Here is a 21,711-nt window from a genome sequence, read left to right as displayed (position 1 = left end):
CACCCCTCAAGACACCGCACCTCTCCTCCGCACCAGCACCACCAACACCGGCACCCCCACCAACGCCGTCATCACCCCCGCCGGCACCTCCGCAGGAGCCCGCACCACCCGCCCCACCACATCCGCTCCCAGCAACAGCGCCGCCCCGAGCAGCGCGGACAGGGGCAGCACCGCCGCATACCCACCCCGCACCAGCCGCCGCGCGAGATGCGGTACCGCCAATCCCACAAAGGCGACAGGCCCCGCCGCAGCCACCGCGGCAGCGGTGAGCAGCGTCGCCCCCAACGCCGCGGCCACCCGCACCACCCGCACCCGATGCCCCAGCGCCCGAGCCGTCTCGTCCCCCAGCGCCAGCGCGTCCAGCCCTCGCGCGCAGGCCAGCACCAGCACCGCCCCGCCGACGAGGAACGGCAGCATCCGTACGACCGTCCCGGCGTCCCGTCCACTGAGCGCGCCCACCTGCCAGAACCGGAACTGGTCGAGCGTGGCGGAGCTCGAGGTCAGGACGACGGTCGTGGCCCCGGCCGTCATCGCCGACAGCGCGGTCCCCGCCAGCGCCAGCTTCACCGGCGACGCCCCGCCCCGCCCGCGCGCCGCGATGCCGTACACCAGGCACGCGGCGACGACGGCGCCGGCGAAGGCGTACCAGACGTATCCGCCGAAGCCGTTCGCCAGGCCCAGGGCGATGGCCAGTACGACCCCCGCCGCGGCCCCCTGGCTCAGCCCGAGGATGCCGGGATCGGCGAGCGGGTTGCGGGTGACGGCCTGCAGCGCCGCCCCGGCCATGCCGAGCGCGGCACCGGCCGCCAGCCCCACCTCGGTGCGCGGCAGCCGCAGCGACCGTACGACCAGCGCGTCCGGCGAACCGCCGCCGTGCAGCAGGGCATCGAGCACGGCGGACGGCGGCACGGCACGGGTGCCGACGGCGAGGCTGAGCACGGCCACGGCGGCCACCGCGAGGGCGGCCGCCGGAAAGGCCAGACGGGAACTCATCGTCGTCGTACGCGACTCACGACTCGTTGTCGCACCCGCCCCACGATGCACGCGGCTCACTTGCCGACGTGCTCGGCGAGCTGTCGTACGACCAGGCGCGCGGCCGTGGGACCGGCGTTGAGGTACCACGGGTCGTCGTCCACCTTCACGGCGTGCCCGGCCTCGACGGCCTTCATCGACTTCCACAGCGGCCCGGCCACCACGCTCCCGGCATCGGTCTTCGCCGGGTCCCCCTGCACGGAGTAGAAGATCCAGTCACCGTCGGCGGTGTCGACGCTCTCGGGACCGATGTCCTCCGAAATGGCGTTGAACTGCTGCGACTTGGGCCGCTTCAGCCCCATGTCCACGGCGATGGACCCGGTGAAGGACGAGACGCCGAACATCCGGGTACGGTCCGGCGTGAACCGCACCATGGAGACGGCGGGGGCCCCGTCGATGCCCCGCCCCTTCTCCTTTGCCTCGGCAACGATGTCACCGAGCAGCTCCTGCGCCTGCTGCCCCTTGCCGACGGCCTCGCCGACGAGCAGCAGGTCGCGCTTCCAGTTGATGCCGTTGCCGGCGGTGATCACGGTAGGCGCGATCTTCGACAGCTTCGGGTAGAGGTCGCCGAGCGAGTCGTTGGCGAGGATCAGGTCGGGCTTCGCTGCGGCCAGCGACTCCAGGTTGGGCGCCTGCCGGGTGCCCGCGTCGGTCATCTCGGCGAGCCGGGCCTTGTCCTTGGGGAAGGCGTCGGCAAGGTAGTCCGGTACGAGCCCGGCATTGTCGGCGCGGGTGGTGGCCGTGGGCACGATGCCGAGGGAGAGCAGGTCGTCGAGCTGCCCGGTGCTGAGGACGGCGATCTTCTCGGGCTCGGCCTTGAGGGTCGTGCTGCCCCGGAAGTGCTTGACGGTGCGCGGGAACGCGGCGTCCTCGTCGGTGTCGGCGCCCATGCCGTCGGTGAGGGCGCTGGGCGCGGCGGAGGGGCCTTGGCCTCCGGCGGAGCCGATCACCTGGCTGCGCGAGCCGTCCTCCTTCTCGGCGCCGCCGCCACCGCCGTCCGTCGAGGACGAGCAGCCGACGAGCAGCCCTCCGATGACGGCCGTGGCCAGGACGGCCTTCGTTCCGACGGCCCTCGTTCCGACGGCCTTCATTCCGACTGCGCGCACGACTGCTCCAACGACGATCACGATTACTAAGGCGAGCCTTACCTTATCCCGATCGATCAGTCCCGGTGCGATCTACCCCGCCGGTCCGGCGCCGAGCCGCAGGGCCGCGACGGCCGACTCCAGGTTTCTGCGGCTGGTGCGGGTGTCGGGGTGGCCGGCGCCCAGGGTGCGTTCCCGTATGGCCAGGGATTCGCGATGGAGTTCCACGGCCTGGCGGTAGTCCCGGAGCTCCAGCAGAACACCGGCCAGGCGGTCGCGGCTGCCGAGGGTGTCGGGATGCTCGGGCCCCAACAGGCGGCTGTCAGTGGTGAGTTGGATCTGGCACAGGGCGAGCCGCTCGGCGCTCAGACCGGCCTCTCTCAGCACCTCCCCCAGGTCTTCCACGGTGCGGCGGGCGTCGCGCATCGGCAGCGGAAGGTCCTGGCCACCCAGCAGGAGCGGGGCGTGGAGGGCGAGGACCCGGGCCATCGCCCACCCGGGTCTGCCGGTCGCCCGCACGTCGGCCACGGCTTGCGTGAGGGACTGCGCGACGGCCGAGTGCCAGCGAACGGGATCGGCCGACTCCTCGGCCAGGGCGATGATGCTGATCTGCCGGACCAGTGGATCCAGGGTGATCGTCCGGGCACCGTTGTGCGTGGCCAGGGCGTCCGGGACACCGAGGAGTCCGTACCGGTTCAGGCCCGCGAGCACGGCGTCCAGGGCGCCCTGGTCGACCGGTTGCCGAACGGCCGTCTGCAGCAGGTCCGTCGTGATGAGCGAGAGGGGTATGGGCGCCTCGCCGAAGAGGGCCAGCAGTCGCAGCAACGGGCGGGCCAGGGCGTACCCCTCGCTGCTCAGTTGGTCGAGTGAGACTTCCCAGGTGTGGCGGACCGTCTGGCGTGCCACTTCCGGGTCGGCCGCGTTGGGGTCGGCCGATCCCAGCAGCGAGCGCATGTCCTCCAGCAGGGCGCTGCGGTAGGCCATGAACGTCTGGAAGCGGCTGGTGGGCTTGGCGAGGTAGGTGCTGGTCGACCACAGGGCCAGGGGCAGACCACCGAGTCGGGCGGCCAGGGCCTCGGCCTCGCGCAGTGTCCCCGCCCTGGGTGCGGTGTCCAGCAGAACCTGCGCGGCCGCGTGCACGGTCAACGGCCCGAGGCGTACGACCTCGGCGCACGGTCCCCAGGTGTCCGTACTGGTGTCCCGGCTGGTGACGAGCAGGAGGCCGCCGCCCTCCGGGCGGATCCAGCCGCGATAGTCGCGCACCTTCTCCGTTCCCGGGCCGATCCTGGCGGTCTCGTCGGCGTCGTCGATGACCAACAGCCACTTGCGCGCCACGACGAGTTGCTGCCACACGACGTCGGGCAGGTTCTCGTGACCGGCGTTGGCCCGGTCCAGCGCGCTCACCGGCAGACCGCAGGCGAGCGCGACCTGGGTGAGGTGCTTCGCCAGGTCGGCCTGGTCGCGCCAGTGGACCCAGAAGACGGTGTAACCGGCCCTCCTCGCCTCGGCGCACAGGGTCGCCGCCACGGTCGTCTTGCCGATGCCGCCCACTCCGCTCAGCACCGCGAACCGGCCCGCCGGGGCCCGTAACAGCTCTGCGAGCTGCGTCAGTTCCGGCTCGCGTCCGCGCACCAGGGCCGGGACGACATGCGGCGCGCGCAGGGAGCTCAGCCCGGCGGTGGTCGCCGCCTCCACGTGGGTCAGGGGACCGGACGGCGCCGCCTCCCCGTCGAGATACCTGCTCAACAGCCCCAGGCCGACGGCCGAGAGCGCGAGCGAGGCGAAGATCGCCCAGACCACCCAGGGGTTGTCGCGCACCCAGCCGGGCACGGACTCGCTCGCGTAGTTGGTCACCGGCCCCAGCAGGACCGTGACCATCGCCAAGGCCCCGGCTGCCGCTGCCCCCAGCCTCGCCCGGCGTTTGTGTCGCACGCTCTCCCCCTGCCGGCATGCCGGTCCACTGCCAGCATGATGGCGGAGCGCAACGGTGGTTCGCAGCCGACCTTCGGCAACCGGCCTCCGGCAACAGCCGAGAACCGGAGAGGGACAGCCGCTCGGGCGGCTGCACACCCCTCATGTCGCCGCGCTGAGCGTCATCCCCGATACGGCGGGGCGGCCCCCCAGTTCCACCTCGGCACCGGCTGCTCCGCCGGCACCGCCGCGTCCGGCCCCGAGAAGTACACCGCCAGCCGCGTCCCCCACTCCACGTAGGCCAGGAACGCCGAACGGAACTCCGCGTCCGTCGGCAGACCCGCCTCGTCGGCCGCGTCCTGGATGAGGTTGACCCAGCGGCGGCGCTGGAGCTCGGTGATCCCCCGGCCCATGTGCTTGGCGACCATGTGGCCGTGGCCGCCCTGGGTCTCGGAGTAGGCGGGCGGGCCGCCGAAGACCTCGCCGAGCCAGAGCGCCACATGCTCCGCGTGGGCCGGGTCCAGGCCCGCGAACAGCGGGGCCAGGACGTCGTCCTTGAGGACCTTGTCGTAGAAGACCGACGTCAGGCGGGCGAAGGCCTCCGCGCCGCCCGCCCAGGCGTACAGCGTCGGCACCGACGCGCCCGTGCCGCGCACCGTCGTCGGCTTGTAGTGGCGCATCTCCTCGATGTGCGAGATGTACGGCCGGATGTCGGCGAGGAACTCGGGGAACAGCTCCGACTTGCGAAAGCCCTCCACGTGGTCCTCCGTCGAAGTCCAGGTGATGCGCAGGACGTAGTGCTCGAAGTCCTCCTCGCAGCGGGCGAGTTCGTAGTCGACGCAGTGCGGGGACGCGGCCAGCTGGGCCGCGGCGCGCGTGTAGGCGGCCAGGAACTCGGCCGATCTCTGCTCGGGAATGCGGTACCGGATGTATTCCACCGTGTGAGCCGTCATGACCTCAACGAAACACGAACCGCCCGCCGGAAGCTGCACTTCCGGCGAGCGGTTCGCTCATGGCTCACATATCCGCCGTTGGATCACTTGGCGACTGGATCACTTGCCGTAATACGCGTTGTAGATCGAGATCGTCGACTTGTTGCCCTTCTTGTCGGCGACCTTGGCATGGAAGGAGATGGCCTTCCCCTTCGCCGGGTTCTTCACAGTGATCTTGCCGTCCTTGACCTCGAGCTTCTTCCAGGTCTGCCCGTAGTCGTACGACACGTACACGTGCAGCGACTTGAGGTTGCTGCCCGCGGCCGCACCCACGACGCTGACCGGGAACGTCACCTTCTTGTCGGCCTCGACCCGGCTGTCCAGGCCGGTCTTGGCGTTGAAGCGGACCGTGGAGGCAGGGAGCTTGACCTGCTCGGCGGCCGAGTCGCCACCGGACGTCGGCGGCTTCTTGGAGCGGAAGGTCCAGCTCGCGTCGATCCGCGTGGAGGCGGCCGCGACCTTGACGCTCCGCTTGACCGAGGTCGTCAGCTTGTACTCGGCGTCCCCGGCCGGGACCTTGAACGGCTCGCCGAACAGCGGGTCCTCGTTGGTGCCGATCTTGGTGCCGTTGCGGTACAGGTTCGTGGTCACCGCGGTGAAGTCCGACGAGCCGGCGTGCTTGTTGGCGTCGGCGAACAGCGGCAGGGAGCCGTAGATGTCGTTGCCGTCACGGAACAGCCCGAAGTCCTTGTTGATGTGCGGGCCGAAGACCGCCGTGTTGAAGGTCTTCGTGTAGCTCTGGCCCGCTTTGAAGGTCTGCGGGTCGCCCAGCGTGTAGTACGCGTCGACGATCGGGAAGCCGTCCGCGTCCTTGCCGGCGTACTGCTCGAGGTCGAACGTCCACTGGATCTTGTCGGACGTCGACAGGTACACCGTCCGCGAGCCCGGCAGCTTCTGCTCGACCGGCGTGCCGATCGCGATGTCCGCCGGGAGGAGGCCCACAGGCAGCAGTCCGCCGGTCTTGCCGGGGGCCGCGGCACCGAGGTTGTTCTTCACCTTGGCGAGCTCGCCCGCCTTGAAGTGGCGGACCTTGTTGCCCTGGATCTTCTTGACCTTGGCGGTGGTGGCGACGTCGTACTCGGTGTCGGCGCCCTTGGTCCACTGGCCGTTCCAGGTCTGGCTCAGGCCGCTCGCGATCTCCGGGCCCAGGTGCGCCATGCGCACGTCGGCGAAGGAGCCGAGGCCGACGGCGATACCGATGCCCGCCGGCTCGTAGAAGTAACCGGCGCTGGCGACCACCGGCTTGGCCTGTGCGTCCGGCACGGTGATGTCGGCCGACCTGGTCGTGCGCCCGTCGATCGTCACGGCAGTGTTCTTGGTGACGTTCAGCTTCGGCTGGACCACCCAGTCGAGGCCGCCCTCCAGGTTCACCCAGTCCTTGGCGATCCAGGCGTCCAGCAGATACGTGCCCTTGGGCAGCCGCATCTTGGTCGTGCCGGACGCGGCGACCGGCACCTGGTAGACCCGGTCCGTCGCCAGACCCGAGTAGCCGAGCAGGACGGTGTTGTACTCGGGGGCCGGCTTGCCGTCCTTGTCGATGTGCTTGACGGTGACGTCGTACGACTCCACCTCACGCTGCACCGCGGCGGCCGTACGGACGCTCTGCCCGCCGCCCGTCGCCGTCACATACGCGGAGTAGGCGCCGTCGACCGTGCCGCCCAGCTTGGTGTTGACGGTCAGGTCGACGGAGGCCTTGCCGCCCGCCGGGACCGTCACCTTCGTCGCGCCGAGCTTGAAGAAGCCCGCAGGAGCCGCCTGCCCCTTGGGGTTGGTGGCGGTCGCGGACAGCGTGAGCGTGACGTCCTTCGTACCGAGGTTGCGGTACGTCAGGCCCTCGGTGACCGGCTTGTCGTCGGTGTGCGGCCACTGCTGCACACCGAAGCTCACCGACACCGGGTCGGCGATCACGGTCTGCTTGATGGCCTTGTCGACCTGGATGCGGCCCGAACCCTGCTCGAACGGCGTGTACTTGCCGCCCTTGGTGGAGGCGGTCAGCGCGCCCTTCAGCTCGGCGTACGTCCAGTCCGGGTGCTGCTGCTTGAGGATCGCCGCGGCGCCCGCGACATGCGGGGTCGCCATGGACGTACCGGAAATGGTCAGGTAGCCGGCCGGCTTCTCGCCGACCTCCTGCTCGATGAGGCTGCCCTTGGCGGACGCGGCCGTGATGTCCACGCCGGGCGCGGTGACGTCCGGCTTGATGGCGCCGTCGCCGAGCCGCGGGCCGGTGCTGGAGAACCCGGCGAGCTTGTCCTTGTCGTCGACGGCGCCGACGGTGAGGGCCGCGTCCGCGCTGCCCGGCGAACCGACCGACTCCGGGCCGGAGTTGCCCGCCGCGATCGCGAAGAGGATGCCCTTCTCGGCGGACAGTTTGTTGACCGCCGCCTCCAGCGGGTCGACCTCCGGGGTGTCCGTGCCGCCGAGGCTGAGGTTGACGACCTGGGCGCCCTGCTCGGCGGCCCACTCCATGCCGGCGAGGATGCCGGAGTCGTCGCCGAAGCCCTGGTCGTCGAGGACCTTGCCGTTGAGGATGTCGGCGCCTGGTGCGACGCCCTTGAACTTGCCACCCGACTTGGCGCCGGTGCCCGCCGCGATGGACGCGACGTGCGTGCCGTGGCCGACCTTGTCCTCCGCGGTGGCGGACGGCGAGAAGTTCTTGGCCGCGATCACCTGGTCCTTGAGGTCCGGGTGGGTCGCGTCGACACCGGTGTCCAGTACGGCGATCTTGACGCCCTTGCCGTCGTAGCCGGCCCCCCACGCCTTGGGGGCGCCGATCTGCGCGACGGACTTGTCGAGGCTGGCCTTGCGGACGCCGTCGAGCCAGACGTGCGCGATGCCGGAGGCGGCCTTGTCGCCATTGGTGAGCGCGTCCCACAGTTCGGGCGTGTCCTGGTGCGGAGTCTGCACCGCGTCCGCGTTGAGGGACTTCAGGGTCCGGCGGAGCTTGCCCGCGTCCCGGACGTCCGCCTTGGCGCCGGCCGCGGCGCCCTGGTAGCCGACGATGACCTTCAGGCCCTTGGCCTGGGAGGTACGCGTCGCGGACTTGCCCAGCTCGGTGACGTCGAACAGCCGCTGGTCGAGCTTGCCGGCGGCGACCAACCGGGCCGCGTCGGCCGGGGTGACGAGCGTGTGCCCGTCGGCCTTGCGTATCTGTACGGGTATGTGCTCGCGCCCCTTCGCCCGCTCCAGGCCGACCACGCGGCCCTTGGAGTCGACGGAGACCCGGTCACCCGTGATCAGGGTGATGCGGTGGGGGGACGTGAACGAGGCAGCGGCGCCGGACGGGCGCTGCTCCGGTTCGGCCGACGCCGGGCTGGTCATGCCCGCGGCGAGGGCGACGGCGGCCGCCGTGGCGACAGAGGCCGCGCATATTCTTTTGACTTTTCTGCGCAAGTTTCCCCCTTGCAGAAGGTCCGGGCGAATTCCCGTTCGCCCGGCCGGGGGAGGTCACACACGCACGCTTCGCCCCCCGGAATACGCAGTATGCCGAGGGACGATCACGCACCTCAATACGTGAGAGGAAGGTAAGAAGCAGACCTGGCGACTGTTACGCGCCGGTGCGAACTCCGTTACACAGTCGTCTTGTTACGCCCCCGCGTTCTCCTTGACACTGATCCGTCCCTTGCGAATGGTTGCCACCCGCGGGGCCTTTTTCGCGATCGCCGAGTCGTGGGTGACCATGATGAAGGTCAACCCGAGTTCCTTCCACATGCGTTCGAGTACGTCCATGATCTCGTCGCGCATCGACTCGTCGAGGTTGCCGGTGGGTTCGTCGGCCAGCAGCACCTTCGGCTCCTTGACCAGCGCGCGGGCGATGGCGACGCGCTGCTGCTGGCCGCCGGACATCTCGCTCGGCAGATGCCCGAGCCGCTCGCCGAGCCCGACCGACTTCAGCGCCTCGGCGGCCCGTTCGCGCCGCTCCTTCGTCTTGATGCCGAGGGGGACGAGGGCGGTCTCGACGTTCTCCTGTGCGGTGAGGGTGGGGATGAGGTTGAAGGACTGGAACACGAACCCGATGTTCTCGCTGCGGACCTTTGTCAGCCGGGTCTCGGAGAGCTTGGCCAAGTCGGTCCCGTCGAGGACGACTTCACCTGCGGTGGGCCGGTCCAGCCCACCGAGCATCTGCAGGAGAGTGGACTTGCCGCCGCCGGTGGGGCCCTGGATGACGAGCCGGTCGCCGTCGGCGATGGTGAGATCGACTCCGTCGAGGGCGTCTACGGATTCCTTGCCTCGGGTGTAGCGCTTGGTGACGCTCTTGAGTTCGTACATGGTGGGTGACTCCTGGGTGGGGTGGGGTTGGGCCTGGATGCGGTTGGGCCTGGATGGGTTGAGTGGGGGTTGGGTGGGGTTCGGGGGCGGTGCGGATCGTTTGGCCGCGGGTCTGTGGGGGCTGGTCGCGCAGTTCCCCGCGCCCCTTAGGTGGGTGCAGTCCCGCCGGCTGCACTGGGCCGCCGCTCGACGACTCACCGCAGGCCGGCCGCCGCAGCCCGCGCAGCCACCGACCGCCATAGCCTGCGCAGCCGACGACCATCGCGGCCCGCTTAGCCGCCAACCGCCGCACCCTGCGCAACTGCCGAGCGCCATAGCCTGCGTAGCCACCGACCGCCGCAGTCTGCGTAGCCACGGACCACCGCAACCCGCACAGCCACCAACCACCGCAGCCCGCGCAGCCACCGACCACCGCAACCTGCACGGCCACCGACCACCGCAGCCTGCGTAGCCGCCGACCACCGCAGCCCGCACACCCACCGACCACCGCAGCCTGCCTAGCTGCGGGCAGTCGTGCCGCTGGGGCGGCACGGGTGGGCGCGGCGGCACCCCGCGGCGCCGGGTTGCGCGGCCCACCCCCGCCCAGCCGCAGCCCACGTCAGCTACTCGACGCGGCGCAGTGCGTCCGCCGGGCGGAGCCGAGACGCCCGCCAGCCGCCGAAGGCGCCCGCGATCAGGCCACCCGTCACCGCCAGCCCGACCGCAAGGGCAACCGTCGTCAGGCTGACCGGCGCGGTCAGCGCGACGTCGAGCGTCGTGGACGCCGTCTGCCGCCCAGGACCACCCCCGAAGCCACCGCCTCCCGGGCCGCCTCCCATGCCGCCACCACCGCCGCCCAACTGGGCCTGCAGCGTCGGGCTGATCGCCGTCACGACGTACGCCCCCGCGAGCCCGACCGCGATACCCAGCGCACCGCCGAGCAGCCCGTTGACGAACGCCTCGCCGACCACCTGCCGGGTCACCCGGCCCGACTTCCACCCCAGCGCCTTCAGCGTGCCGAACTCCCGCACCCGGCGCGACACCGCCGAGGAGGTCAGCAGCCCGGCCACCAGGAACGCCGCCACCAGCACGGCGATGGACAGCCATTTGCCGACGCTGGTGGCGAGAGACGAAGCCGTCGACAGGGAGCCGGACACCGTGTCCGCGAGGTCCGCGGAGGTCGTCACCGTCGTACCGGAGATGTTCTTCTGGATGGTCGACTTGACGGAGTCGATCTGCTGGGAGTCGGTCGCCTTGACGTAGATCGTGGTGACCTTGTCCTTCGCGTCGGCGAGCGTCTGCGCCTGCTTCAGCGGGATGTAGAGGTTGGCGGCCGCGTCCCCGCTGTCGGGCGTGGCGATGCCGATCACCTTGAACTTGGTGCCCTTGACGGTGACCGTGGAGCCGACCTTGAGCTTCTTCTCCTTGGCGTACGACGTGTCGGCGACGACGACCTCGGCGTTCGTCTCCGTCGTCTTGAACGTACGGCCGCTGGTGATCTTCGACGAGGTCAGCGGGCCGAGCGCCGGCTTGGTGACGTCGGCGCCGTAGACGGAGTAGTTGTTGACGTCGAAGTCGGCGCCGCCACCGCGCACTTCGCCCTGCGGCTGCCCGGTGCCCCCACCGCCCTGCTGCCCGGGACCGCCGCCCTGCTGGCCCCCGCTGTTCTGGTCCTGCTGGAACTCACCCCGCGTGAACTCCCCGCTGACCTTGATGACCTGCAGGCTCAGCCCGCCGACGGCGTCCGAAACACCGTTCTGCGAGCCGACCTTGGCCACGGTCGAGCTCGCCAGCGTCTGGAAACCCTGGACCATCACACGGTCGCTGGACTGCTCCTCGTCGGAGCCGTCCGCCTGCGCGTCGAACTGGAAGCGCGGCCGCTCGGAGCTGTTCGCGGTCGGCTCGGCGGCCTTGGTGACGGTCATGTCCGTGCCCAGGCCGTACAGGGACTGCAGGACCTTGTCCTGGGCCTTGCTCATGCCGGAGGACACGGAGTTGACCACGATGACCAGCGCGATGCCCAGCGCGAGTCCGGAGGCGACGACGAGGGCCGCCTTTCTGCGGCGGCGCAGCTCGCGCCTCAGGTAGGTGAAGAACATGCGCCGCAAGATAGGTACGGCGCGTGATGACTGGATAAGGCCGAAATAAGAGAAGGATGAGAAGGCTGAGACCGCCCCCGGAAACACCGATGCCGCCCCTGAGGGCGGCATCGGCCAGCTGTGCGGGAGCTGTACGGCGGCTATGGGCGGCTATACGGCGGCCGGTACGGCTGCTGCTACGCGTGGAGGAACCCGCAGGGCCGTCAGACGGCCGAACCGGCCTTCCACTGTGCCCAGTCCATGTTCCAGCCGTTGAGGCCGTTGTCCGGCGAGACCGTCTTGTCGCCGGTGTTCTGGACGATCACGACGTCACCGACGATCGAGTTGGTGTAGAACCAGTAGCCCGCCGTGCCCTTGTCGTTGGCACCCTTGGTGTCGGACAGGCCCACGCAGCCGTGGCTGGTGTTCACGCTGCCGAAGATGGACTTGGCGCCCCAGTAGTTGCCGTGCACGAAGGTGCCGGAGTTGGTGAGGCGGATGGCGTGCGGCACGTCCTTGATGTCGTACTCGCCCTTGCCGTCGTCGTCGGTGAAGCCCACGGTCGCGCCGTTCATGCGCGTCTCCTTGAACATCTCCGACATCACCATGATGCCCTCGTACGTCTTGTTCTCGGGCGAGCCGGCGGAGATCGGGATGGTCTTGATGGTCTTGCCGTCCTGCGTGACCTTCATCTGCTTGGTCTTCGCGTCGACGTAGGTGACCTGGTTGCGGCCGATCTTGAAGGTGACCGTCTTCTGCTGGACGCCGTAGACACCGTCGGCGCCCTGGACCCCGTCCAGGGCCATCTTCAGGGTGACGGTGGAGCCCTCCTGCCAGTACTCGTCGGGCCGGCAGTCCATGCGGGTGTCGTTGAACCAGTGGCAGACGACTTCCTGGCCGCTGGTGGTGGAGACGGTGATGCCCTTCTGGACGTCCGCCTTGTTGGTGATCGACTTGTCGAAGTTGATCGACACGGGCATACCGACGCCGACGGTGGAGCCGTCCTCCGGCGTGAAGTAGCCGAGGAAGCTGTTGTTCGGGGAGACCGTGGTGAAGGAGGCGTTCTCGTGGGCCTCCAGGCCCTTGGAGTCCTTCGCCGTCACCGAGATCTTGTAGGTCGTGGAGCGCTCCAGCTGGGCGTTGGGCTTCCAGCTGGTCTTGTCGGCGGATATCGCGCCCTCGACCGCGGCGCCCTCGGCGGTCGTCATCGTCACCTCGGTGAGCGTGCCCTTGCTCACGGTGACGGCGGCGGAGTTGTTGATGGAGGCGTTGTCGGTGCCGTCCTCGGGCGTGATCTTGATCTGGGCTTCGGAGGTCTTCTTGGCGGCCGCCTCGTCGACCTTGGCCTGCGAGGTGTCGCCGTCGCCGCTTCCGGAGGCGTCGTCGTCACCGCCGGAGCAGGCAGAGAGCACCAGGACACCGCCGAGCAGTGCGGACGCGACCGCCAGGCCCTTGCGCCGCTTACTGTTCGTCATCACACGCTTCTCCATAGTTGCCGAATCCCCAAAAACCCCGAGAGTCCCCGTCAAGAACCTTCAACGCTACGACCGGTTCGTCCCGTTCCACATTCCTTGCATGTGTGGGGCACACCACGTCCGCCGGGGCGCGTGATGCAGGTGTCGGTCAGTGCGTCCCATGAGACGACGAAACCCCGGACGGCGGTTGCCGCCCGGGGTCACGATTTCCCCAAGCCGCGTCAGCCGACCCTCTTGGCCCCTTCGGCATCTTCGTCGTCGAAGTCCTCGTCGACATCATCGTCGTCGAGATCCCACTCCGGCGAATCCGGGTCGTAGCCGATGCGCTCGCTGGACCAGGAGGCTTGCGCGAGCTCGACCCCCGGTACCTCGCTGACCAGGTCGAACGGGTCGACGAGATAAGCGAGGGCTTCCGCCGTGTCTTCCGTCACAGCGCTTTCTGCGTGGGCCCGTTCGTCGGCCGGCATGGTCTCGTCGGCGGCGATCCGCCGCAGCGCAGCCTTGGTCAGGGCGTCCTCGTCCTCCACTTCGAGGACGAGTTCCACGCGAAGCCGTACAAAACGTGATGTTTCTGGTGTACTCATGCCCGGAGCGTACGGCTCATTTCCCCCGTGACTTTCCCGTGACCCGCGACTTTCACTAACATCGCCCCACACGGCCAATTCGCCAGCGCCACAAGGGGATCGATATTCCGTGTCCGCCGCTCACCGATCGTCGTCCACCGCACGCCGATCGCTGCTGACCGCCACCGCCGCGGGGGCCCTGCTGGGCGCCCTGTGGTTCGTGCCCTCCGCCAACGCGACGGGGGACGAGCCGGCGAGAACGGACCCCTCCGTGACCCGGACGACGCAGGTCACCCAGCAGGCACGGGCCGCGTCCGAGAGCACGGACGACACCGCCGAGGACAGCACCCGGCTCGCCGACACCGGAAGCTTCGACACCACGCCGTACATCGTCGGCGGGACCGTCTTCCTGGCGCTGGGCGCGGGCTTCGTCGCCTACTCGGTGCGCCGCGAGCGTCTCGGATTTTGAATTCGCTTGACTCTCCCTTCACATGGGCTTCATAGTCCGCCCATGAAGAGATCATCGGGCGTGCGTGTAGCCGCCACGGTTGCCGTGAGTGCGCTGACGCTCGCCCTTGTCACGGGTTGCGGGGGTGACTCCGGCGGTTCGGACGCGAAGGCGCTGAGCTCCGCGGAGTTGAAGAAGGCGATCATCGCCCAGAGCGATGTCGACGGATACAAGGTGAACACCTCCGGCAAGCAGCTGCCGAAGTCCAAGGACGAGATCAAGAGCAGCGAGGAGAAGTGCGTCCCGCTGGCCTACGCCATGGGCGGCCTGGCGCCGGGTGACTCGGCCTCGAACGCGGCCGTCATGGCCACGCAGGACAAGAAGCAGCCCACCGACACCGCCTCCAAGTCCCTGGAGGACCTGACCGAGGGCGAGTTCGAGGACTCGTTCGCGGACGCGCTGAGCCTCGACATGACCGTCGTGGGACTGTCCTCGTACGACGGTGACGGCGCCGAGGAGACCTTCAAGTCCGTGTCGGACGCGGTGAAGAGCTGCTCCGGGGGCTTCACCCTCACCATGCAGGGCACGGACCAGAAGGTCACCAAGATCACCTCGGAGAAGGCGTCCGGGGCCGGTGACGAGTCGGTGGCGTTCACCGCGGTGAGCGACATGGAGGACGGCGACGTGGCCACCACGCACGTCGAGGCGGTCCGGCACGGCAGCACCATCGCCACGTACTACACGATGAACCTCGGTCTGATGATGACGGACAAGGCGTACGACGTCCCGGCCGCCCTCATCGACGCGCAGGCCGCGAAGCTGAAGTAACCCGCCCTTGCCGCAGGGGCCCTGTCGCAGGTACGACAGGGCCCCCTTCCATTACGGGTATTACTGGAATTACTGGAGCGGCCCGGTGACCTTCTCCACCGCCACGACCAGCTCCCCACCCCGCACGAACGCGTCGGCGGCGGCCAGGTCGGGCGCCAGGAACCGGTCCGGCCCCGGACCCTGGACGCCGGCGGCCCGTACGGCGTCGATGACCGCCTGCGAGGCCGGCGCCGGCGCGAGTCCCTCCCGCAGCTCGATGGCACGGGTGGCGGCGTACAGCTCAACCGCCAGAACACGCGTGAGGTTGTCGACGGCCGTACGCAGCTTGCGGGCGGCGGACCAGCCCATGGAGACGTGGTCCTCCTGCATGGCGGAGGAGGGAATGGAGTCGGCGGACGCGGGCACGGCCAGCCGCTTCAACTCGCTCACCAGGGCGGCCTGCGTGTACTGGGCGATCATCAGCCCCGAGTCGACACCCGCGTCGTCGGCCAGGAACGGCGGCAGCCCATGGCTGCGGTTCTTGTCCAGCAGCCGGTCGGTACGGCGCTCCGCGATGGAGGCGAGGTCGGCGACGGCGATGGCGAGGAAGTCGAGCACGTAAGCGACGGGCGCCCCGTGGAAGTTGCCGTTGGACTCGACGCGCCCGTCGGGCAGCACGACGGGATTGTCGACCGCCGACGCCAGCTCCCGCTCGGCGACGAGCCGCGCATGCGCCATGGTGTCCCGCCCGGCACCGGCGACCTGCGGAGCACACCGCACCGAGTACGCGTCCTGCACGCGGGGCGCGTCGTCCTGGTGATGCCCGGTCAGCCCCGAACCCTTCAGCACGGCCAGCATGTTGGCCGCGGAGGCGCCCTGACCGGGATGCGGCCGAATGGCATGCAGCTCGGGTGCGAGCACCTTGTCGGTCCCGAGGAGCCCTTCAAGGCTCAGCGCGGCGGTGACGTCGGCGGACTTGTAAAGGGTGTCGAGGTCGGCGAGGGCCATGATCAGCATCCCGAGCATGCCGTCGGTGCCGTTGAGGAGGGCGAGCCCCTCCTTCTCCCGCAGCTCGACGGGTGCGATGCCGTGGGCGGCGAGCAGTTCTCCAGCAGGCCGCACGCTCCCGTCCGGACCTTCCGCCTCCCCTTCCCCCATAAGGGCGAGGGCGCAGTGCGAAAGGGGAGCGAGATCACCGGAGCAGCCGAGGGAACCGTATTCGTGGACGACGGGCGTGATCCCGGCGTTGAGAACGTCGGCCATGGTCTGGGCGACCTCCGGCCGCACACCGGTATGCCCCGAGCAGACGGTCTTGAGCCGCAGGAACATCAGCGCCCGTACGACCTCCCGCTCCACCCGCGGCCCCATCCCGGCGGCGTGCGAGCGCACGATGTTGCGCTGCAGCTGGGCCCGCAGCTCCTGGCTGATGTGCCGGGTCGCCAGGGCGCCGAAGCCGGTGGAGACGCCGTAGACCGGCTCGGGCTTGGCCGCCAACGCCTCCACGATCTCGCGCGCCGCGCCAAGCGCCGCGAGCGCCTCGTCCGACAACTCGACACGCGCCCCACCGCGCGCCACGGCAAGGACGTCGGACGCGGTGACCCCGGACGTCCCCACCACCACAGTGTGCATATCCATATTCAGGAGCGTACGCATTGAAGACGAAGATGTCACTAGTGGGCGGGCGGTACGCCCCTTACAGGGTCGGCGGCACCATCCAGCCCGTCCGGCACCTTTCAGCTCCGGTCCAGGCAATCTCAGCCCGTCCGGCGTTTGAGGACGAGGCCCGTTCAGGGCCGAAGCGGGGGTCTGGGGGCCGCAGGCCCCCAGGAGGCGGGGTCGAAGGGGCGGCAGCCCCTTCAGGATGGGACGGGTAGGGGCGGCGGGGGCGAGGAAACCCGTCAGGCCCGCCGCAGCGCCCGGCCACCGTCACGGCACACGGCCACGGAACCGCCGCCGCTCCACGGCCCCCTCCCCCGCCGGCTCCGCGTCAGCGAGCCGCACCACAGGATCGTCCGGCCCCTCCCGCCCCGCGACCACAGGCTTGCCGGCCCGAACCGCCTTCGCCTGGTACTGAGCCGCATCAGCAAGCCGAAACAGCCGCCGCGCAGAGCGAACCGGCCCGACGGCATCCTCGGTCGACGCCACCCCACACGCGACCCCCTCCCCCAACTCCAACTCAGCAGCCCGACGGCACAATTCATCGGCAGCCTTCACGACATCGCCGACGGGCGACCCGACGACAAGCAGACAGAACTCGTCACCGCCGAGCCGGGCGGCGAGAGCCCCGGGCAACATGGCGCCGCACAGCGACAGCACCGACCCGAACCGCTCCAGAAGCCGGTCCCCCACGGCATGCCCCAGCGTGTCGTTCACACGCTTGAGCCCATTGAGATCACAGACGACGAGGCTCACGACAACCCCGTGGCCGCGATGCCGCTCAATGGCCTCCTCCAACCGCACATCGACGGCACGCCGATTGGCCAGCCCCGTGAGCGCGTCGGTGAAGGCGAGCCGCCGAGCCTCCTCCAGCCGCTCGCACTGCGCCATCCCGGCGGCCACGACGGAGGCCAGCACGGTCGCGAAGTCGGCGTCCCCACGGTCGAAGACAGGCGCACCGGCGGCACGGGCGACATACAGCTCCCCCCAGGCACGCCCGTTCAGCACGATCGGCGCCACGACACAGCACCCTCGCCCACGCCGGCGCAGGGCGGCCACCCGCTGATGGCAGTACCCGGGATGACCGGTGGACGGTCCGTCGGCCGTCTCCACCCAGGCGTTGGGCTCACCACCGGCGGCCCACCGCTCGTGCAGGAACTCGGTGATCTCCGGGAACTGATGCACGGGATAGGCCTCGTCGCCCGGAAACTCCTCCTCCCCCCGAGCCCGGTCCCCCACGTTCACGAGCACCCGCAACCGCCCGAGCTCCCGCTCCCACACCGACAGCGCCGCAAAGCTCCCGTCCAGCGCCCGGCACGCCCCGAGCGCCGCCGCCCGCCAGGACTCACGCGGAGTGTGCGCCGCCGCCATCCCCTGCGCCAACGCCACTACGGCCGCGAGCCGTCTGTCCTCACCCATCACTCCAGGCTAGGTAGCTTTGCCCAGATTTGGGACGTTGGCGTGGCGAACGGGGCCCTCACCGCCGATTTCCACCTCACCCCGCCCCACCAGCGATCTCCCCTCCCCCTCAGCAATCCAGCGATCCCCCCTCCCCACCCACAAAGGGCACCCCGTCACTCCCCCGGCCACTCAGGCCGCCGCTTCTCGTTGAACGCCGCCACCCCCTCCGCCCGGTCTCCCGAGAACGCCGTCGCCCGCCAAGCCGCGTCCTCGACCTCCAGCCCGGCCCGCAGATCCAGCCCGTGCCCCATCCGCAGCGCCCGCTTGGCCGCCCGCAGCCCCACCGGCGAGTTCACGGCGATCCGGCCCCCCAGCGCCAGGGCCTCCTCCCGATCCCGCCCCTCCTCCACCAGCACGTCCACGAGCCCCAGCTCCCGGGCCTCACCGGCCTCGACCCGCCGCGCCGTGAAGATCAGCTCCGCCGCCCGAGCGGCCCCCACCCGCCGGGGCAGCAACTGGGTGCCGCCACCCCCCGGAATCACCCCGACCGACACCTCGGGCAGCCCCACCACAGCCGTACGGTCGGCCACGATCACATCGCAGGACAGCGCCAGCTCGAAGCCACCGCCCAGCGCGAAGCCGTGCACCGCCGCGATCGTCGGCACCGGCAACTCCAGCACCCCCGTGTACGCCCCCCGCGCCACGGGCCGCTGCCGCACCAGATCCGCGTCACTGAAGGAATTCCGCTCCTTCAGATCCGCCCCGACACAGAACGCCCGCTCATGCGTCGAGGTCAGCACCACCACCCGTACGTCACGGTCCGCACCCAACGCCGCGCACGCCCCCGCGATCGAACGGGCCATCTCCGTCGACACGGCGTTCATGGCCTTGGGCCGGTCGAGGACGAGCTCCGCGACATGCCCGACACCCCCGTCACCCCCGTCACCGTGTCGCCGCACCAGCACGAACTCCCCGTACCGCTCCTCACTCATGACACCCTCCGGTTAACGCGGGTTAACAGCATTCGCCCCGATCATCGCAGCCGGACCCCGCCGGGGAAAGGCCCGACGACCGGTTCCCAAGCCGAGTCCCGACACCCCGTTCGAGTGACATCCCGCCCAACTCCCGTCCCACCGCCCACGACTACGCATAACGTGCGCGACACCACGGCGCATTGGGGGCGCGAGTGCGTTGGGAGGGGTCGTGATGGGCGTGACGGCGGAGACATCAGCGGAAACCGGGGCGAGCGGTGAGGCGGAACAGACCATCCCCCGTCTCTTCGGCCCCCGTGGCCGCCACCGCCGCCCCCGCCCCCGCAAGGTCCTCCTCGCGGCCGGAGGCCTGGCCCTGGCCGCGGGCGCACTGAGTCTCGTACGCCTGACCCCCGACTCGGACGTCACCGGCCTCAGCGCAACGGAGACGGAACCCACCCCGGACTCCGGCACAGACACGGACACGGCGACGGACACGGGTCGTTCGGCGAACGCCGCCGCCACCGTCCCGACCCCCGGCCCGAAGGCAAGCCCGTCGGCGACCTCCGTCATGGGCGCCCTGGACACGACACCGACGACCACCACGATCGTCGTACCCACGACGAACACGACCGCGACACCACGCCCCGGCACGACGGCCGACGGCCAGGCACCGGCGCCAACCCCCACGCACCGCCCACCAGCGGGGACCAGCCAGGCACCCCAACCGGCGCCGACTCCGCCCCCCAGCCGACCCACGACGAATCCCCCGACCCCACAGCCGGATCACCCCGAGGACAACACCGTCTGCGTCCCAGTCATCGGCCTGTGCGTGGACCCCTTGACCACCGACGACTGAAACGCCCCGCAACGGCGCTCACTCGCCCGCGCCGGAGGCCCTCCGCGTCAAGAGCCACGGCTCGACCACACCAAGCCCCCGCACCGGCCGCTGCCACATCGGCTGCAGCGCAAACCGGTACACCGGCGGCTCCTCCCCCTCCTTCTCCGCCGCGGCCGCGGCCTCCGCGGCCTCCGCCTCCGACGCAGGGGCTTCACCCGTTCGGATGAGATCCTCCGCAAAGGCGCTGTCGACGAGAACGGCGTCACGCGGAGCTATCGACGTGAGCCGGGAGGCGAGGTTCACGGTCGTACCGAAGACATCGCCCATCCGGGTGGTCACCGTGCCGAAGGCGATGCCGACGCGCAACTCGGGCATCGTCTCGTCGTGGGCCATCGTCTCGATGAGCCGCAGGGCGATCTCCGCCGCGACGCCCGCGTCGTCGGCCGCGTACAGGACCTCGTCGCCGAGGGTCTTGATCAGTCGCCCCCCGCGCGCGGCCACCAGGTCGGCCGCGGTGGTCTCGAAGGCCTCGACGAGTTCGCCGAGTTCCTCCTCCTCCATCCGGCGGGTCAGGCGCGTGAAGCCGACCAGGTCCGCGAAGCCCACGGCCAGGCGCCGGTCGACCATCTCCTCGTCGTCGGCGGCCTGGATGACCCGGCCGGCCGAGGCGGCGAGCTGGCGGCGCCAGACGTAGACGAGGAACTCCTCCAGCTCGGGCAGGAGCAGCTCGATGATCGGGTACGTCACCTCGGTGCGCGTCATCCCCGGCTCCGGCGGCTCGGTCAGCCCCTCCAGGAACGAGTCGATCTGCCACTCGGCGAGCCGCGCCGTGGTCTGCCCGGTGGACCTGGCCACCTGTACGGCCATGGCCTCGCTGAGCAGCCCCGCCTCGACGAGACCGGCGAGGCGCCTGAGCGCCAGTACGTCGGCCTCGGTCAGCGCCTTGGCCTGCCCGATGTCGGCGAACCCCATGGCCCGCCAGAACCGGGACGCCAGCTCCATGGAGACTCCGGCGCTACGGGCCGCCTGAAACGGGGTGTAGCGCCGCTCGGCGCCGAGGATGAGGCCTTCGAGGCGCAGGGCGAGCGGATCCTCGCCGGGGTCGGCGGCGTGGGGGTCCACCCGGCCGTCCGCGCCCGTGCCGGAGCCCGTGTCGTCGACGGTCACGCCTGCTGCCCTTCCGATCTGCCGCGGTCAGTAATCGACCGGCCTTCACTTTACGGCAGGTGTGGGCCACCTCACTCCCGAGAGGAGCACAGCCCCACCCGCACCTACGCCGGCCTCAGATGCACGATGTCCCCCGCCCCTACGGGCTCCTGCACCCCTTCCGCCGTAGCCAGCACCAGCCGTCCGTCCCCGTCGATGGCGACCGCCTCCCCCGTGATCGACCGATCCCCCGGCAACTCGGCCCGCACGACCCTCCCCAGCGTCGCGCACCCCGCCGCGTACGTCTCCTGCAGCCCGCTCACCACCGGGTCCCCCGCCGCGGCCCGCCAGCGCCCGTACCACTCCTCCAGCGACCGCAGCATGCCCCGCAGCAGCGGATCCCGGTCCGTGCTCACGGCTCCGGCGAGTGCCAGCGAGCCCGCCTGGGGGACCGGCAGCTCGTCCTCACGCAGCGTGACATTGATGCCGACGCCGACGACGACCCCTTCGTTCCCGGCCCGCTCCGCCAGGATCCCGCCGGCCTTGCGTTCCTCGCCGCCCACGGTCACCAGCAGGTCGTTCGGCCACTTGAGTGCCGTGTCGACGCCCGCGGCCCGCGACAGCCCCGTCGCCACGGCGACTCCGGTGAGCAGCGGCAGCCACCCCCAGCGGGCGGCCGGCACCTCGGCCGGGTTCAGCAGCACGGAGAAGAACAGCCCCGAGCGGGGCGGTGCCGTCCACTGCCGGTCGAGGCGGCCCTTGCCGGCCGTCTGCTCCTCGGCGACCAGGACGGCGCCCTCGCCCGCCTTGCCCTCGGTCGCCAGGTCCACCAGGTCGGTGTTGGTGGAGCCGGTGCGCTGCACCACTTCCACGTCCCGCCAGAACCCGCCCTCCCGCACGAGCCCGCGTCGCAGCGCGGCCGCGTTGAGCGGCGGACGTTCCAGGTCGGACCAGCGGCTGTCGTCTGATGCATCTTGCGGCGTCATGCAAGCCACCCTAGGTGTGGCAAACGCCGCACTGCTGATTCGTAGGCACCCCACTACTCTACGGATGAGTAACC

At 70.3% G+C, this 21,711-nt stretch carries 17 protein-coding genes; 3 read left to right on the top strand and 14 right to left on the bottom strand.

Annotated elements, in window-relative coordinates:
- Positions 1 to 6 precede the first annotated feature (6 nt).
- The 9 genes from PBV52_RS30670 to PBV52_RS30630 form a co-directional block, all read right to left on the bottom strand.
- Positions 7 to 993, bottom strand: coding sequence for an iron ABC transporter permease (locus PBV52_RS30670; protein WP_274242738.1), 987 nt, complete (start codon positions 991 to 993; stop codon positions 7 to 9).
- Positions 994 to 1,049: 56 nt separating this feature from the next.
- Positions 1,050 to 2,123 carry an iron-siderophore ABC transporter substrate-binding protein gene (locus PBV52_RS30665; protein WP_274249700.1) on the bottom strand — a complete coding sequence of 358 codons (1,074 nt, stop codon included), beginning with the start codon at positions 2,121 to 2,123 and terminating at the stop codon, positions 1,050 to 1,052.
- Positions 2,124 to 2,210: 87 nt separating this feature from the next.
- Positions 2,211 to 4,049 carry a tetratricopeptide repeat protein gene (locus PBV52_RS30660; RefSeq protein ID WP_274242737.1) on the bottom strand — a complete coding sequence of 613 codons (1,839 nt, stop codon included), beginning with the start codon at positions 4,047 to 4,049 and terminating at the stop codon, positions 2,211 to 2,213.
- Between the two features lie 161 nt (positions 4,050 to 4,210).
- Positions 4,211 to 4,981 carry a group II truncated hemoglobin gene (locus PBV52_RS30655; RefSeq protein ID WP_274242736.1) on the bottom strand — a complete coding sequence of 257 codons (771 nt, stop codon included), beginning with the start codon at positions 4,979 to 4,981 and terminating at the stop codon, positions 4,211 to 4,213.
- A gap of 99 nt (positions 4,982 to 5,080) precedes the next feature.
- Positions 5,081 to 8,338 (bottom strand): S8 family peptidase, encoded by a 3,258-nt coding sequence (locus PBV52_RS30650; RefSeq protein WP_274249698.1) that lies wholly within the window; start codon positions 8,336 to 8,338, stop codon positions 5,081 to 5,083.
- Between the two features lie 264 nt (positions 8,339 to 8,602).
- Positions 8,603 to 9,286 carry an ABC transporter ATP-binding protein gene (locus PBV52_RS30645; RefSeq protein WP_274242735.1) on the bottom strand — a complete coding sequence of 228 codons (684 nt, stop codon included), beginning with the start codon at positions 9,284 to 9,286 and terminating at the stop codon, positions 8,603 to 8,605.
- Between the two features lie 602 nt (positions 9,287 to 9,888).
- Positions 9,889 to 11,364 carry an ABC transporter permease gene (locus tag PBV52_RS30640; protein ID WP_274242734.1) on the bottom strand — a complete coding sequence of 492 codons (1,476 nt, stop codon included), beginning with the start codon at positions 11,362 to 11,364 and terminating at the stop codon, positions 9,889 to 9,891.
- A gap of 203 nt (positions 11,365 to 11,567) precedes the next feature.
- Entirely contained in the window at positions 11,568 to 12,833 is a 1,266-nt protein-coding gene (locus PBV52_RS30635) for an Ig-like domain-containing protein (RefSeq protein WP_274242733.1), read from the bottom strand.
- Positions 12,834 to 13,039: 206 nt separating this feature from the next.
- On the bottom strand, positions 13,040 to 13,363 hold the full coding sequence (locus tag PBV52_RS30630) for a hypothetical protein (protein ID WP_274242732.1): 324 nt from the start codon (positions 13,361 to 13,363) through the stop codon (positions 13,040 to 13,042).
- 148 nt (positions 13,364 to 13,511) lie between these two features.
- On the opposite strand from PBV52_RS30630, the gene PBV52_RS30625 reads away from it, so the two are divergent.
- Together PBV52_RS30625 and PBV52_RS30620 are read left to right on the top strand one after the other, a co-directional pair.
- A complete protein-coding gene (locus PBV52_RS30625) occupies positions 13,512 to 13,850 on the top strand; it encodes an LAETG motif-containing sortase-dependent surface protein (RefSeq protein WP_274242731.1) in 339 nt (112 codons plus the stop codon).
- 42 nt (positions 13,851 to 13,892) lie between these two features.
- A complete protein-coding gene (locus tag PBV52_RS30620) occupies positions 13,893 to 14,657 on the top strand; it encodes a hypothetical protein (RefSeq protein WP_274242730.1) in 765 nt (254 codons plus the stop codon).
- Positions 14,658 to 14,726: 69 nt separating this feature from the next.
- Here the strand turns inward: PBV52_RS30620 and hutH are convergent, their stop codons facing one another.
- The 3 genes from hutH to PBV52_RS30605 form a co-directional block, all read right to left on the bottom strand.
- Positions 14,727 to 16,265 carry a histidine ammonia-lyase gene (hutH, locus tag PBV52_RS30615; protein ID WP_274249696.1) on the bottom strand — a complete coding sequence of 513 codons (1,539 nt, stop codon included), beginning with the start codon at positions 16,263 to 16,265 and terminating at the stop codon, positions 14,727 to 14,729.
- 297 nt (positions 16,266 to 16,562) lie between these two features.
- Positions 16,563 to 17,711 carry a sensor domain-containing diguanylate cyclase gene (locus PBV52_RS30610; protein ID WP_274242729.1) on the bottom strand — a complete coding sequence of 383 codons (1,149 nt, stop codon included), beginning with the start codon at positions 17,709 to 17,711 and terminating at the stop codon, positions 16,563 to 16,565.
- Between the two features lie 155 nt (positions 17,712 to 17,866).
- Positions 17,867 to 18,685, bottom strand: a complete 819-nt coding sequence (locus tag PBV52_RS30605) for an enoyl-CoA hydratase/isomerase family protein (RefSeq protein ID WP_274242728.1) — start codon at positions 18,683 to 18,685, stop codon at positions 17,867 to 17,869.
- Positions 18,686 to 18,899: 214 nt separating this feature from the next.
- Here PBV52_RS30605 and PBV52_RS30600 point away from each other — a divergent pair, with 214 nt between their 5' ends.
- Complete coding sequence (locus PBV52_RS30600; protein WP_274242727.1) at positions 18,900 to 19,523, top strand: hypothetical protein; 624 nt, start codon at positions 18,900 to 18,902, stop codon at positions 19,521 to 19,523.
- Between the two features lie 18 nt (positions 19,524 to 19,541).
- Here PBV52_RS30600 and PBV52_RS30595 read toward each other — a convergent pair whose 3' ends face one another.
- Both PBV52_RS30595 and PBV52_RS30590 read right to left on the bottom strand, forming a co-directional pair.
- A complete protein-coding gene (locus PBV52_RS30595; protein WP_274242726.1) occupies positions 19,542 to 20,672 on the bottom strand; it encodes an adenylate/guanylate cyclase domain-containing protein in 1,131 nt (376 codons plus the stop codon).
- 104 nt (positions 20,673 to 20,776) lie between these two features.
- The gene (locus tag PBV52_RS30590; RefSeq protein WP_274242724.1) at positions 20,777 to 21,637 is read right to left on the bottom strand and encodes a biotin--[acetyl-CoA-carboxylase] ligase; all 861 of its coding nucleotides are present in this window, start codon (positions 21,635 to 21,637) and stop codon (positions 20,777 to 20,779) included.
- Positions 21,638 to 21,711: the final 74 nt, after the last annotated feature.

This window comes from Streptomyces sp. T12, from assembly GCF_028736035.1.
Taxonomy (GTDB): Bacteria; Actinomycetota; Actinomycetes; order Streptomycetales; family Streptomycetaceae; genus Streptomyces.
Note: the sequence above shows the minus strand (reverse complement) of the source record. Positions and strands in the feature narration are given on the sequence as shown.

Excerpts from the sequence above, each read along its gene's own strand:
- PBV52_RS30610 (WP_274242729.1), bottom strand. The coding sequence starts at position 17,711 with ATGGGTGAGGACAGACGGCTCGCGGCCGTAGTGGCGTTGGCGCAGGGG.
- hutH (WP_274249696.1), bottom strand. The coding sequence starts at position 16,265 with ATGCACACTGTGGTGGTGGGGACGTCCGGGGTCACCGCGTCCGACGTC.
- PBV52_RS30605 (WP_274242728.1), bottom strand. The coding sequence starts at position 18,685 with ATGAGTGAGGAGCGGTACGGGGAGTTCGTGCTGGTGCGGCGACACGGT.
- PBV52_RS30645 (WP_274242735.1), bottom strand. The coding sequence starts at position 9,286 with ATGTACGAACTCAAGAGCGTCACCAAGCGCTACACCCGAGGCAAGGAA.
- PBV52_RS30655 (WP_274242736.1), bottom strand. The coding sequence starts at position 4,981 with ATGACGGCTCACACGGTGGAATACATCCGGTACCGCATTCCCGAGCAG.
- PBV52_RS30635 (WP_274242733.1), bottom strand. The coding sequence starts at position 12,833 with ATGGAGAAGCGTGTGATGACGAACAGTAAGCGGCGCAAGGGCCTGGCG.
- PBV52_RS30670 (WP_274242738.1), bottom strand. The coding sequence starts at position 993 with ATGAGTTCCCGTCTGGCCTTTCCGGCGGCCGCCCTCGCGGTGGCCGCC.
- PBV52_RS30640 (WP_274242734.1), bottom strand. The coding sequence starts at position 11,364 with ATGTTCTTCACCTACCTGAGGCGCGAGCTGCGCCGCCGCAGAAAGGCG.
- PBV52_RS30665 (WP_274249700.1), bottom strand. The coding sequence starts at position 2,123 with ATGAAGGCCGTCGGAACGAGGGCCGTCGGAACGAAGGCCGTCCTGGCC.
- PBV52_RS30620 (WP_274242730.1), top strand. The coding sequence starts at position 13,893 with ATGAAGAGATCATCGGGCGTGCGTGTAGCCGCCACGGTTGCCGTGAGT.
- PBV52_RS30590 (WP_274242724.1), bottom strand. The coding sequence starts at position 21,637 with ATGACGCCGCAAGATGCATCAGACGACAGCCGCTGGTCCGACCTGGAA.
- PBV52_RS30600 (WP_274242727.1), top strand. The coding sequence starts at position 18,900 with ATGGGCGTGACGGCGGAGACATCAGCGGAAACCGGGGCGAGCGGTGAG.
- PBV52_RS30650 (WP_274249698.1), bottom strand. The coding sequence starts at position 8,338 with ATGACCAGCCCGGCGTCGGCCGAACCGGAGCAGCGCCCGTCCGGCGCC.